This is a genomic window from Paenibacillus soyae (assembly GCF_024623455.1).
Lineage (GTDB): Bacteria > Bacillota > Bacilli > Paenibacillales > Paenibacillaceae > Pristimantibacillus > Pristimantibacillus soyae.
The window spans coordinates 85,349-98,574 of the sequence record NZ_JANIPJ010000010.1; the positions used below are offsets into that span (position 1 = coordinate 85,349).

The window sequence follows — 13,226 nt, forward strand, 5'->3', positions numbered from 1 at the left end:
GGGTCTGCGATGGGCAGATCCGGCTCTTTGATTTGGTAACGCTAGGCAATGGATCTAGTACGGAGGCGCGTCGCCGCCGCTGCCTTTGGAAGCCATGCCCCTGCGCGTGACCACATACGTGAACCATCGGCTGCCTTCGTCTTGTCCATCCTTGTTCCATTGCTCCCGGAACGTCACCTCGTATTTCTCGCGACCCGTGGTGACGACGCTCGTTTCCCTCGTTACCGTATAGCCGCTGAGCACGGTTTGCGCCGAGCCGGCTTGCTTGGGGAAGACGTCCGTTACGGTGCCCTGACCGTCGGTTGCGAAGGCGACGGCGTCCGCTTCCGTGAACGGAGCCTGCTCCCCGGGCCCGTCGCCTAGGCTGGAGAAGAATCCAAGACCGGCGATAGCCGCGATGGGGACGGCGATCGCGATCGTGATCGCCGGCTTCCGCCAGCCTCGGGCGAAGACGGTTTCCAGCAGGCGATCCGCCCCGAAGAAGAGCAGCGCCCCGGCCGCGCACGACAGAATGAATCCCGTCGATCCGAAGGGAAGCGCGAACAAGGCGCCGAAGAGCATATGTCCCGCGCATGACGCCAGCATGCGTGCCGTGCTGCCGTTCCGAACCCATCTGCGCGTGACGAAGTCCATCGCCATGGATACGAGCGAGCCGTATAGGAGCACGATGGGGAACACGTACAGGCTGATGAAGGAGATCCACTGCATCAGCTCGCCGAACCTTGGGAACATGTCCGGATGATCCGCACCCGTCAGCAGCAGCGAGTAATAGATGACTATGGCGAACGACGTGAGGTATGCGCTGAGCGCTTTGCGTAAGAGCATAAGGTCCTCCTTGACCGGTATACAGGCTGGAAAACAAAAAGCCGCGCAGCGGAGCGCGGGGCTCCGGCATGTGCAGCCTTCTTCTTGTTGCGGTTAATTCGTTTCTGCTTCTTCCCTGTAATCCTCGACGAGCAGCTCGAGCTCGCCGGTTGTCGGGTGAATAATAAGTCCGTGTACGGGAATGCTCTTCGGGAGCAAAGGATGGCTGCGAATGATGCGGACGCTGTGCATGACACCTTCTTCGGGGCTGTTGAAGCCTTTCAGGAATTTGTCCATGCGAATGCCGGCTTTCTCGAGCGTCTCGACCGCGAGCGGGTCGATGCCGTGCTCGCTGAACTTGGCTACCATGCCGCTTGCATCCAGGTTCGTCATGCCGCAGCCGTGATGGCCGATGACGAGCACCTCGCGCGCGCCAAGCTCGTATACGGCGACAAGAATGCTCCGCATCGCGCTGCCGAACGGCTGGGTCAGGATGGCGCCGGCGTTCTTGATGAACTTCGCGTCGCCGTTCCGAAGATTAAGCGCTTTGGGCAGAAGCTCCACGAGACGGGTATCCATGCAGGTGAGAATGGCGAGCTTCTTCTCCGGGAACTTGTCCGTCAAATAGGCTTCGTATTGCTTTTCTTCGACGAATTGCTTGTTGAACGAAAGCATGTCATGCAAAGTAGACATAGGTAAATCTCCTCCTTCTCCATTGGGGCAATACGCTAAAGCAATATCTTTTTTTATTTATTATTCATATAAAGTCCGCTTTCGTCAAATGAAGATGGGTTGACATGAAACCAAAGGGTTTCGTATAATCAAAAACGTGAAACCAAATGGTTTCGCAATGGCGCCTAATGAAATGAAATAATGTTGGGTTAGACGCGAGTATAAACAGGGATTTCAAAATATGGAGGATGGAAAACGATGACAAACCCTAATCAAGAATCGCCGAGCAAGCTGGAGGATGTGGTCAAGACGGTCACCATGAAGGCGCCGATCGCAAAAGTATGGAATGCCGTTGCTACGGCGGATGGCATAGCGGCATGGTTCATGCCGAACGACTTCGAGCCGGTGCTCGGGCACGAATTCCACTTGAATGCGGGACCGTTCGGCCAGTCGCCTTGCAAAGTGCTGGAGCTGGATCCGCCGCATCGGCTTGTTTTCTCATGGGACAAGGATTGGACGGTAACGTTCCAGCTAGAGGAGACGGAAGAGGGCACGCGGTTCACGCTTACGCACGGCGGCTGGGACGAGAACACGGCGACGGCCTTCGGCGAGAAGCATTCGGTTGTTAGAGAGAGAATGGCAGGCGGCTGGGTCGGCATTGTGCAGAAGCTCGTTACGGTGGTTGAAGGTTAAATGGGCGAGGCGCTGCAGAAGCACGACGTCTTCCAGGCGATCGCCGATCCGACGCGGCGGAGGCTGCTTCATCTGTTAAGCGACGGCGAGATGCCCGTCACCGCCATTAGCGGTCAATTCACGATGAGCCGCACGGCGGTGTCCAAGCATTTGCGGATTCTCGCGGAGGCGGGGCTGGTGAAGGACCGCAAGGTCGGACGCGAGACGAGGTACAGGCTGGACCCGGAGCCGCTCCGCGAGCTGCAGCGATGGCTGCGTTATTTCGAGCAGTATTGGGATAACAAGCTGATGGCGCTGAAGCTGTTCGTGGAGGACGGCGAGGAATAGAGTCGTGTGGATCAAAAAAAAGGAAAGACCCGCGGGCAACGCGCTTTTGTGAGTCAAAAGCGCGTCGCAACGGCGGGTCTTTTCGGTTTGCGGCGGCAAAGCTACGCTCGCAGCAAGCCGAGATCGAATGCCGGCACGAGCCCCTGTTCGGCTGCTCGGCCGAGCAGCGCTTCGATGGCGCCATACCCGTCCTCGCCCAGATCGCGGCTGAACGCGTTCACGTACAGCTCGATATGCGACTTGGCGACGTCGACGGACAGCTCCTGCGCGTGCTCCATGACGTAGGCAGCCGAAGCTTCCGGATGCTCCCAAGCGTAGTCGAGCGAAGCGCGGATCCAGCCGCTAATCGTCTCGGCGTTGATCGGAAGCGACCGGCGAGCGATAATCGCGCCGAGAGGGATCGGCAAGCCGGTGTCGGCTTCCCACCAGCTGCCAAGGTCCTGCAGCATTTGCAGACCGTACTGCTGGTAGGTAAATCTGGCCTCGTGTATGACGAGCCCCGCGTCGATCTTGCCGTCTCTTACGGCAGGCATGATCTCGTGGAACGGCATGACGACGATTTCCCCAACGCCGCCCGGCACTTGCTGAGCCGCCCACAGCCGGAACAGCAGGTACGCGGTGGAACGCTCGCTCGGAACGGCTACCCGCTTGCCGGATAGAGAAGAGGCGTCCGCCGCTTCTTTCGCGAGAACGAGCGGACCGCAGCCGCGGCCGAGCGCTCCGCCGCAAGGCAGCAGCCGGTAATCTTCGAGTACCCAGGGCAGGGCGGCGTACGAAATCTTCATAACGTCCGGGCCTTCGCGCCGCGCGGCCAGATGGTTGGTAATATCGATATCGGCGTAGGTGACGTCGAGCGGGGGAGCTCCGGGGACAAGCCCATGCGCCCACGCGTGGAATATAAAGGTATCGTTCGGACAGGGAGAGAATGCGATCGGTAACGTCTTGCTGCTGGTGATGCTCATGCTGATGCCTCCTTACTTGATGTGGACTGCTATGGCGCGAAAAGCGGCTTCGAGCGCCTGAAGCGCTTCGCCGATGCGCCAAGCCGCGCGGTCTCTTGGACCTACGGCATTGGAAATGGCGCGCAGCTCCGTCACGGGAATGCCAAGCTGCGCGGCGGCCGTGGCGACGCCGAAGCCCTCCATGCCTTCGGAGGCGGCGCCGGGCACCAGCTCGGCGCGGAGAGCTGCCGTCGCGGCCGTGCCGGTAGCCGACGACACCGTGATGACCGGCGCGTGAATGGCTCCGAGCCCGGCGCGTAGCAGAGCGGCGAGCAGGCGCTCGTTCCAAGCGTGATTGGCATCTACGCGGGCCGACCCGAAGCCGAGCTCGTCTACGCTGAGGAAGCCTGGCGCCTCCGGCGTCTCTGCGCCGAGATCGGCCGACACGATGCGGTCGGACAGGACGAGCGAGCCGATCTCCGCTTGGCCGACGAAGCCGCCGCCAATGCCGGCGCTGACGACAAGGTCATAAGTCGCGGCCGCCCGAGCTAGCGCGAGCGCCGTGCTCGCGGCGGCCGACGCGGGGCCGACGCCGGCAGCGATGGCGTCGAACGCGGCGGCCGGGGAGCCGCCGGGAGCTCCGGCTATACCCCGAAGCACCGCATCGCGCTCCGCTTCGACCGCGGTCACGACGAGAATGCGAGGCTTTGCCGGCTCGCGGGATCCGGCCGCAGAGGGCGAACCCGCTAAAGGATGGGAATCCTCAAACGTCATATCGTACACTCCTTTCAACACATGATGATACTTGCAAGTCAACCGGCAGATAACCTTCGCCTAACCGCCGTTTGGCTTGCGCTTACGCGCACGAGTAGATCGATTCCGCCGACTAACCTGCGCAATAGCGACATAAGCCATCGTTACCGCCCCCGCCAGCCCGTCTTTGTCGTCAATAACGATGCCAAACATCGTTATTGTCTGGCGGCGCCACCAACGGAAGGCGCAACAACGACGAAAGCAGCAGGGGAAGCGCCGCCGCTCCCCATGCTGCTCCTAAGCCGCCGCCTCAATCCGGGCCGGCAGCCGGATCTCGACGCAGGTGCCTTCGCCCAGCTTGCTGGCGAAGGTCATGGTGCCGCCGTGACCCGCGATGATTTGCTGGCAGATCATGACGCCGAGTCCATTGCCGTGAGTCTTGCGCGTGAAGAACGGCTCGCCGATTCGCGAGAGGTCCTCCGGCGAGATGCCGACCCCTTGATCGATGAAGCGCAGCAGCACTTCGCCGCCGTTCTCGGCCGCGCCGATCTCGATCCGGAGCTCGCCGCCGCGTTCGGCCATCGATTCGAGGCCGTTTTTGACCACATTGACGAACACCTGCTTCAGCTGATTGCCCACGCCCGCGACGTCCGGAATAGAATCCGACAGCTCATGTACCGCGAACCCTACTCCGTTCTTCTTCACCTCCGAGTCCATCAGCATCAAAATATCGCTTATAAGCGAGCTTACCTGGAAGGAGTCCGTGCGGGTCACCGCCGGCTTGGAGAATACAAGGAACTCGCTGACGATCCGGTTAATCTGATCCAGCTCGGACAGCATGACATCCAGATGCGAGGGCGAGATGGATCCGACTTGCTTCTGCAGCTGAACGAAGCCGCGAATCGTCGTCAGCGGATTGCGAACCTCATGCGCGACGCCCGCCGCGAGCTGTCCGACGACGGCAAGCTTCTCGGAGCGGCGGATCATCTCCTCGGCTTGCTTCCTCGACGTGATGTTCCGCGTGATAGTCGCGATCGCCACGATTCGGTCCTCCTCGTCGCGAATGGAGGAGATGGTCATGCTGACGTCGATGCTCCCGCCATCCCGCGTATAATGGACCGTCTCGTAATCCGTGACGGAGCCGCCGTTCTTCACGGCTTCGAACAGCTCCTTATGCGCGGCGAGATGCTCCTGAGGCACGTAATTCGGAATCCAGCCGACCGCTTCCGCCGCGCTCCATCCGTAGATCGTTTCGAACGCATGGTTAACCTGCTGGATGCGGCCATCCAAATTCACGACATGGATCGCATCTGACGTGTGTCCCACGAACGATTCCAGATACTGCTTCGTGTGCTGCAGCTCGCGAGCCGCATCTTGCAGCTGCGTCGTATATTTATGCAAATTGACGCCCATCGAATTGACGCGCGCGGCCAACGTGCCGAGCTCGTCTTTGTTGCGGATCGTGATTGTGGCCTCGAAATGGCCGGCCGCGATCGCGTTAACCTTCTGGATAATCTGATTCATCGATCGGAGCATATATCCCGCGATAAAATAACTCGCCGCCATCGTAAACAACACGAGGCCGATCGAGATCATGGAGTGAACGAGCAGCTGATCGCGAAGGGGAGCTTCCAGCTCCTTTCTGTCGAACGTAACCCCGATGACGTAAGGCTTGTCCGCCTGAATCGGGACGAACGCGCGGATCAGCTCCTTGCCGCCGGCGGCGAATGTCGAAGTAACAAGCTCGTCGCTGTTCAGGGCATTCTGGATGTCGACTGTATCCCCGGAGGGATTCTTGAACGTATAGCTGCCGAACGGAATGTCGCGCACGTCCAGATTGTAGACGGGAATGCCCTTCTTCATCTTGATGATCGGCTTACTCCCGAAATACTGAGGATCGAAGGCCGCGATTTCGAGCACGCTCTTGCGCTGATCCGCGAGCTTCTGGATGACCTCGTTCGTCCCGTTGACGATATCGTAGCTGAAATTGTCGGCCGCGTTCACGATCGTGTTGATCATGTAATTCGCGCTGCCGTCATAGTAATAGCCCCACTTGTTGATCTCCGACGGATCCGACACGGCAAAATTGATCGGGCCCGACCAATAATGCGGCAGCGTCTGTCCGCGTCCGACATCGACGGGCTTCCGATCGAATAGCTGATGGAAAGCCCTATCCCAATAATCCCAAGTCGCGGACCGCATGCCGACCTCGTCGGGATTAGAGGATTTGACCGACTGCACCTCGCCGTCGATGCGCTGCCAGAGCGTAATGTCGTCGAGGCCAAGCTCCTCGCTGACTTCCCGAAGCTGCTCGCTGCTAACCTGTCCGATATCCGGATCCAGCTTCAGCTGGGCGGCTATAGCGGCCATGCGAAGCTTCTCGCCGAGCTCGGCGTCCATAGAGACGCGGGCCTCCTCGAGCGTCTCGAGCGTCAGCACAAGCTGCTTGGCGATCGACTGCGTACGCTGATCGAGAGCGGACTCTTGAGCGGCTTTCGAAGAAAGATAGGAAAATATAATATTCAGGGCCAGAATGACAGCCACGATGATGGAGATGGAGACGGAGAGCTTGGCTTTGATGGACATGAAAGTCCCTCCCTGCGGATTCTAAGTTGCTACCTACAACAATTAGACAACGCAAGGGGAAAATCCTGTCTACTCCCGCCTGAATCCTTCATCTGCCAAATATTGCACGGCCTCCGCGTGCGTTTCGAATGCCATGTCGAGCTCGCTGCCCGCGTATACGTACCATAAATCGTCTTGGAACATAAGCGTGAGGCGGGTGCCGCCGGCGCCTCGCCAAAACTCGGCTCGGGATGGCCGGTAGCCGGACTCTTCGCCGTCTGCCGAAGCCTCCTCTTCCGGAGTCTCTGTTTCGGACAGCGATTCAATGGAGCGGGCAACTAACGCTCGGAGCTCGTCTTCACCGTAATCGCGAATATTGACGAGTCCTTTGGCATCGGTCTCGACGTCGTTCAGCAGACCGGCATACACAAATCCGTTGCCGTTCGGATGGAGATGATAGACGACCGTTTTTTTCTCGTGGACGCTCTCTTCATAGTGGAAGTTAACGCGCCCAAGCGAAACGTCCTTCCGCTGAAGCTCCGGGAAGGACGTAATAATAGCAAGCTTTTGTTCGAATGTCAGCATAATGCGGGGTTAACCCTCCTTGGATGTTGGCCTCGATTTGTATCCGAGCCATGCGCACGGCGGTTAATCGGCTTTCTTCCGCATCGTCAGAATGGCGCCGCCGCAAATGATCAGCAAGATCGCGATGTACGGCGATTTCGTGAGCAATTGGTTCATGAGCGAGCCGAGCGAGAAGACGGCGAAGAATAGGAGCGAGACCACCGTGAGAATATTAATAGGAATGAGAAGCCATTTATTCCGGTTGCCGAACCAGTAGAATTCGAACAAGCCGACGGCGGGAGCCAGAATGAAGCCCGGCCACATGTACTGCCAGCTGTCGAACAGGATGGAAGCCTGGCAGACCAAGCCGGCCGTGAAGATAACACCTCCTGGGATAAGAAGGCCGACTCCTTTGCGGCCGGTCATGCCGAAGTACAGCCAATGGAAGAACAGGCCGACCGGAATGACGAAAATCGTGGGCCAGAACATGCCGAAAATTTGCGCGGGGCCGAATGTTTCCCCCTGATTCAGCAGCAGGATGATGCCGAGCAGCAGCAGAACCGCGCCGCCTATCGATTTAATGTTCATCTGAATAACACTCCATTTCTCATTAGTATATAGGATTAGAGATAGCTTTCAAAATAAACCGGTCACTCCGGGTGATTATGCGCCTCGAGTCCGATCTCGAACGGGGAAGCGACCCCTTCGTACATGAGATGCATCGTCATGCCCGCCGCGGCGTGGACTAGATTGTGACAGTGATCCATCCACAATCCCGGGTTGTTCGCAAGGAACGCGACCTCGTATACTTCGCCTGGCGATACGTCCAGCGTATCGGACCACCATGGGCTGCCGGTCACCCGTTCGCCGTTACGCGACAGCACCAGCATGTGATGGCCGTGAAGATGCATCGGATGGTCAACCGCGCTGCGGTTAATAATCGTCGTTTTGACCAGCTCGCCCTCCTTCACGATAAACATGGGCGTTTCTGGGAATACTTTCCCATTGATTGTATCATAGAGAGCCGGTACTCCGTTATACAAAGCGAAGCGATTGTCGAGAATCATTTTGAACTCCCGGTCGAAGCGGCTGTCGGCATCGAACGGAGTCGGAGCCGCATTGCCATAATGGGTTAGATCAAACGTTTCGCTTGATTGCGCCACCACCGGTGCCTCGCCTCTGCCGTCCGGACTTAGGAGAAGGCCAAGCTCGCGGTTGTCGTCCACGCTTAGATAGACCGGCCGGTCCGGCATCGTGAAGGCGACGTCGTACCTGCCGCCCGTCGTCAGCACCAGCTTGACGTCGCTGAGCTCCTGCGGCTCGTTCAGATCGACGCCGTCGACCGCGGTCACGCGGAAGCTGGCGCCGGTCAGCGCGTACTCGCGGCGAACCCAATTGTCGGTGTTGATCAGCCGAAGCTTTACCTGCTCTCCCGGTTTTACCGCTTTGCGCTGCAGCGTGTCGAAGCTGCCGACGGCGGTTCCCGCGCCGTCCCAATTATGGGTCAGCACGATGATGTCTTCGCCAGGAGGGGGAGGCGCTGGCTCGGCCGGCTCTACGACAAGGGCTCCGAATAAACCTTTCTCGACGGCCTCCTTGGAGTGCTGGTGCGAGTGGTACCAGAACGTGCCGACCTGCTCCGCCACGAATCGATAGGTGTGAGATTCGCCGGGCATGACGGCGTCCTGCGTCGCGCCCGCTACCCCGTCCTCGGCGTTCGGTACGTCCAGGCCGTGCCAGTGCAGCGTGGCGCCGGCTTCGATGTCGGCGTTGCGCAACGTTACCTCGATCAGCTCGCCTTGGCGCATTCGAAGCTCGGGTCCGGGAATTTGGCCGTCGTACGTCCATGCTTCCACCGTCTTGCCGGAGCTGAGCCTCACGCTTGCCTTCTTGGCGGTGAGCTCGAAACGCCGATCCGCCTCGCCTTCCTTCGGTCCGGACAGCTCGGTTACGGACAGCAACGTTTGCGTCGCGGTATCCGCGTTCGCGGGGCCAGCCGCCGGAACTGTCGCGTTCGCATGAATAGCGGCATGAGCATGGTCATGGGAGCCAGCGGGAGCGTTCGCTTGAACCAGCTTGCCTTGCTCGTTCCGGACCATGCCGTATTCGGGCGTGCCGGCCGTCATGCTGAGCCTTCCGGGCAAGCGGCTGCCGTCCATCGCGAGCAGAAGCGGGACGCTCAGCATCGCGCCGACCGCCGCGAGCGCGCCGGTCACCTTCGCCCGCCTGATCCAGGGGCGGTAAACCGTGACGTTGGCGGAAGCGGCTGCTGCGCCGTTGCGGCTGGATTGGTGCATCCACAGCAGCGTGCCGAAGAACACGAGCGCCGTCAAAGGCAAGGCGGCTTCGAACCAGCGGAACGGCACCGGAGGCGACAACACGAAGTAGATATTGCCCGCCGCGATCAAGGCCAGCAGCTTGAAAGGGACGACAAGCGCCGGGTCGGTCGCATGCCTTCTGCGCGCCGTATCCAGCTCATGCTCGGTCTTGGCGTTCGTTCGCTGCAGGAGCATGCGAAGTCTAGGCCAAGCGAACAACCATAATGCCGACACCGCCAGCAGCGCGAGCGGAGCGCGGAGGAGCAAACGGTCCATCCAGAAGACGGGATGCGCGTTCGATGCGAGGGCGATGTCCGAGCCGGCTGCAATCAAGGCAAGCGCCGTCGGGAGAACGGCCCATAATCGAAGCTTGCGCGCTTTCCGGTTCAGTTCTTTTTCGGATCGGCTGTAAATGAGCTTGGACGCTTTATTGGCACCTATTAAGCCGATGATGAGCAGCAGCACAAGAGAAGCTTGCTCGATGTGGATTAACAAACTAATCACCTTGGCGATTCCTCCCGTTCGTATCTTTCGTTATCTATCGTATCCTGAGAGCGGAGGGCTGGTAACCTTCGACAGACGCATCTCGCCCTAGACCTCGGTCGGGGGACCTGCGGTACCCGGCAAAAACGCGGCCTCCAGTCGAAAACTTCCTATGAAACGACATTTTACACCTCTATACCATCATCTATGAAAGCGCTACAATTAAGGTACTAAATGGTAGGAGGTGAGAAGTATGAGCCAAGAACAAGAAATTGTTCAAGAGAGCGCCGAAGAAATCGTGGAATTGATCTCGGAGGATGCCCCTGCCGCGGAAGAAGCGGTAGAAGAGGCTGAAGAAGAGGCCCTTGCCGAAGCTGCGGGCGCAGCGGAAGCAGAAGAAGAGGCTGAAGAAGCGGCGGCGTCGGAGGAAGAAGAAGCCGAGGCTGAAGCGGACGAAGAGCAAGACTCTGAAGAAGAAGCGGAATAATCATTACGATTTTCAAATAGAAGCAAAGCCGCCGCGCGGTCGTTCCCATGAACGATAGCCGGCGGTTTTTTTTGGCACAAAAAGGTGTTGACAATGAAATATCTTTAGATTAAGATAAGTTTATAAATAAAAGTTAGTTAATAATTAAATGTAAGCAAACATGAAAACGGAGGCTGGTAAACATGGCAAAAACAAAATGGGTAGTCGACGCATCGCACAGCGCGGTGGATTTCTCGGTTAGACACATGATGATCGCGAAGGTGAAGGGCACGTTCCACGCATTCGAGGCCAACATCGAGGCGGATCCTAACGACCTGACATCCGCGGTTATTTCGTTCAAGATCGATCTGAGCAGCGTCGACACGCGCAACAAAGACCGCGACGCGCATTTGACGACGGCAGACTTCTTCGACGTCGAGCAGTATCCGACGCTTGATTTCAAGGCGACTGCTATCGCGAGAACGGGCGAAGGCGAATACGCGGTAACAGGCGACGTGACTTTGCACGGCGTAACGCGTTCCGAGACTTTCGAGGTAACGTTCGAAGGCGCGGCCAAGGATCCATGGGGCAACGAGAAAGCAGGCTTCAGCGCGACGGGCGCGATCAAACGCAGCGACTACGGCCTGACGTACAACGCGGCGCTGGAAACGGGCGGCGTTCTGATCGGCGACGAAGTGAAAATTTCGCTCGAGATCGAAGCGGTTCAGCAAGGTTAATAAGGCAGAAGGAAGGACTGACGGGAATAAACCGTTGGTCCTTTTTTATTTGGGTTTGCTATAATTTGGTTATATGAAAGGGGATGAGGCGGGACATGCTGCATCTGGTGAACGGAGACGTCGTGGGCGAGAAGTTGAAGCGGGCCGGAGTCGAAGGCGATATTCTCGTATGGCGGGAGATCTATACGCACGGACCCGCGTTCGCGGAGATGGAGAAACCGGCACACCGGAAGCTTCGCGCGGATTATTTGGAAGAGACGCTGGGTATTCCGCAGGCGGAATATTTACGGTTCTGCGAGCAGCAGGAGAGATGGGCCGATGAGTTTCAAGGCGAGATCGTCTTATGGTTCGAGCATGATCTGTTCGACCAGACGATGCTAAGCTTGCTGCTTCACCGGTACGAAAGGCTGGGAGCAGCCAGAGGGCAGACCATGTCGAAGCTGAGTTTGATCTGCATCGGAGAATATCCCGGCAAGCCGGCGTTCCGCGGGCTTGGCGAGCTGGAGCCTTCGCAGCTGGCGGGGCTGCTCGGAAGCCGGATTCCCGTGAGCGATGGGATGCTGCGTCTCGGTTCGCGGCTGTGGGAAGCGTACGCGTCGTCGGAGCCGGCTGCGCTAATGCGGCTGCTGGAGAGCGATACGTCCACGCTCCCTTATGCCGATGCCGCCTTCCGCGCGCATCTCGCGAGGCTGCCTTCGTCGCGGAACGGACTGGGAAGCATCGAGCAGGCGACGCTGGAAGCCGTGGCTAGCGGGATCGGGCAGCCTATCCCTTTGTTTCAGGAGGTGAGCGGGCGGCTAAGCTTGCTAGGTCTCGGCGACTTGGAATATTGGCACTGGCTGTCTGGCATGATCGGCCGGGAGGCGCCTCTCTTGGAGCCGCTGGAGGAAGCGCCGCTGCGGCTGCCCGGCTATGGCGGTCCTGCTCCGGACTTCTCAGGCGCCGCACTCCGCATGACGGCCCTAGGACAAGACGTGCTTGCCGGACGAATGGATTGGCTGGAGTACAAGGAGCGAACGGAGTGGCTGGGCGGCGTATGCGTACGCACGAGCAATGGCTGGCGTTGGGATGCGGAGAATGGGTTCGTGATCAAGGCGGGGTTCGGGCAATAAGATTAGCGACATTCGGACGGAGGTGTCATTCCATGCTTCACCTATTGCTTTTTCTCGTTGGGTTTATGATTGCCGGATACAGCGGAAGTCCCTCCATCATGGCGGTGGAGGACTCGGAAGCTGGAGCGAGAATCGAGTATATCAACGAGCCGTTCGATATCAGGGTGAGCGGGCGGCTATCGGAGCAGGGAGATCGCATATCCGAGTTTACGATCGAGCGGAACGGAAGGAAAGCGGGGCCTTACGCATGGGAACAAAGCTCGCTTAGAGAACCGGTCATCTATGACGCGGATATCGATCAAGACGGGCTTGGGGAAACAGTGGTGGTTACCATTCATGATCACGGCACGGGCATCGTCCTCTCGGAAGCCCATGTTTTAGACAATCAATTAGAGGAGCTTAAGGTTCGGCCCGTGCAGGAGATTATTAACGAGTCGGTGATATTCTCGGGCAAGAAAGTGTATGTCGGAGAGAAAGTGCTCTATGAGGCATCTCAATATGGCGATTTGAAACCGTACTACGAGGATTGGATCCATTATAAAGTGGCGGACGGCAAGCTGATCGGCAGCGTCAGAATCGGCGATGGACGAGCGGAGCAATACGCGGGTTACTTGGAAGTGGAGTATGAGGAGGCAGACGGCCAATATATTGCGGGACGAATTAGGCATGTGAGCGACGGCGACATGGATACGGAAGGAACCCCGTTATCCGTCGATGTTGTCCGACCGGGAGGGGGGCAGCAGCCATGACTAGTAAAAATAGGGGAGCCGGACCATGTCCGGCTCCCCTTC

At 58.5% G+C, this 13,226-nt stretch carries 14 protein-coding genes; 6 read left to right on the forward strand and 8 right to left on the reverse strand.

Features of this window, described 5'->3' with window-relative positions:
* Positions 1 to 54 precede the first annotated feature (54 nt).
* On the reverse strand, positions 55 to 825 hold the full coding sequence (locus tag NQZ67_RS14925) for a hypothetical protein (RefSeq protein WP_257447172.1): 771 nt from the start codon (positions 823 to 825) through the stop codon (positions 55 to 57).
* A gap of 93 nt (positions 826 to 918) precedes the next feature.
* Entirely contained in the window at positions 919 to 1,497 is a 579-nt protein-coding gene (locus NQZ67_RS14930) for a beta-class carbonic anhydrase (RefSeq protein WP_257447175.1), read from the reverse strand.
* A 237-nt stretch (positions 1,498 to 1,734) separates the two neighbouring features.
* Here NQZ67_RS14930 and NQZ67_RS14935 point away from each other — a divergent pair, with 237 nt between their 5' ends.
* The gene (locus NQZ67_RS14935) at positions 1,735 to 2,169 is read left to right on the forward strand and encodes an SRPBCC family protein (RefSeq protein WP_257447177.1); all 435 of its coding nucleotides are present in this window, start codon (positions 1,735 to 1,737) and stop codon (positions 2,167 to 2,169) included.
* Positions 2,170 to 2,496, forward strand: coding sequence for an ArsR/SmtB family transcription factor (locus tag NQZ67_RS14940; RefSeq protein WP_257447179.1), 327 nt, complete (start codon positions 2,170 to 2,172; stop codon positions 2,494 to 2,496).
* Between the two features lie 101 nt (positions 2,497 to 2,597).
* On the opposite strand, the gene NQZ67_RS14945 is transcribed toward NQZ67_RS14940, so the two are convergent.
* The 6 genes from NQZ67_RS14945 to NQZ67_RS14970 all read right to left on the reverse strand — a co-directional run bounded on the left by NQZ67_RS14945 (position 2,598) and on the right by NQZ67_RS14970 (position 10,141).
* Positions 2,598 to 3,458: a 1,4-dihydroxy-6-naphtoate synthase gene (locus tag NQZ67_RS14945; protein WP_257447182.1), complete on the reverse strand. Its 861-nt coding sequence runs from the start codon at positions 3,456 to 3,458 to the stop codon at positions 2,598 to 2,600.
* A gap of 12 nt (positions 3,459 to 3,470) precedes the next feature.
* Complete coding sequence (locus NQZ67_RS14950; protein WP_257447184.1) at positions 3,471 to 4,211, reverse strand: futalosine hydrolase; 741 nt, start codon at positions 4,209 to 4,211, stop codon at positions 3,471 to 3,473.
* 276 nt (positions 4,212 to 4,487) lie between these two features.
* On the reverse strand, positions 4,488 to 6,776 hold the full coding sequence (locus tag NQZ67_RS14955; RefSeq protein ID WP_257447187.1) for an ATP-binding protein: 2,289 nt from the start codon (positions 6,774 to 6,776) through the stop codon (positions 4,488 to 4,490).
* Positions 6,777 to 6,845: 69 nt separating this feature from the next.
* Entirely contained in the window at positions 6,846 to 7,340 is a 495-nt protein-coding gene (locus NQZ67_RS14960; protein ID WP_257447190.1) for a hypothetical protein, read from the reverse strand.
* 63 nt (positions 7,341 to 7,403) lie between these two features.
* The gene (locus NQZ67_RS14965) at positions 7,404 to 7,907 is read right to left on the reverse strand and encodes a hypothetical protein (RefSeq protein WP_257447192.1); all 504 of its coding nucleotides are present in this window, start codon (positions 7,905 to 7,907) and stop codon (positions 7,404 to 7,406) included.
* A 62-nt stretch (positions 7,908 to 7,969) separates the two neighbouring features.
* Positions 7,970 to 10,141, reverse strand: a complete 2,172-nt coding sequence (locus tag NQZ67_RS14970; protein WP_257447195.1) for a multicopper oxidase family protein — start codon at positions 10,139 to 10,141, stop codon at positions 7,970 to 7,972.
* Positions 10,142 to 10,373: 232 nt separating this feature from the next.
* Here NQZ67_RS14970 and NQZ67_RS14975 point away from each other — a divergent pair, with 232 nt between their 5' ends.
* From NQZ67_RS14975 to NQZ67_RS14990, 4 genes are all read left to right on the forward strand, one after another.
* Positions 10,374 to 10,607 carry a hypothetical protein gene (locus NQZ67_RS14975; RefSeq protein WP_257447198.1) on the forward strand — a complete coding sequence of 78 codons (234 nt, stop codon included), beginning with the start codon at positions 10,374 to 10,376 and terminating at the stop codon, positions 10,605 to 10,607.
* Positions 10,608 to 10,789: 182 nt separating this feature from the next.
* A complete protein-coding gene (locus NQZ67_RS14980) occupies positions 10,790 to 11,323 on the forward strand; it encodes a YceI family protein (RefSeq protein ID WP_257447201.1) in 534 nt (177 codons plus the stop codon).
* A 95-nt stretch (positions 11,324 to 11,418) separates the two neighbouring features.
* Positions 11,419 to 12,435, forward strand: coding sequence for a DUF1835 domain-containing protein (locus tag NQZ67_RS14985; protein ID WP_257447205.1), 1,017 nt, complete (start codon positions 11,419 to 11,421; stop codon positions 12,433 to 12,435).
* A gap of 32 nt (positions 12,436 to 12,467) precedes the next feature.
* Complete coding sequence (locus tag NQZ67_RS14990; RefSeq protein ID WP_257447208.1) at positions 12,468 to 13,184, forward strand: hypothetical protein; 717 nt, start codon at positions 12,468 to 12,470, stop codon at positions 13,182 to 13,184.
* The last annotated feature ends 42 nt before the right edge of the window (positions 13,185 to 13,226 follow it).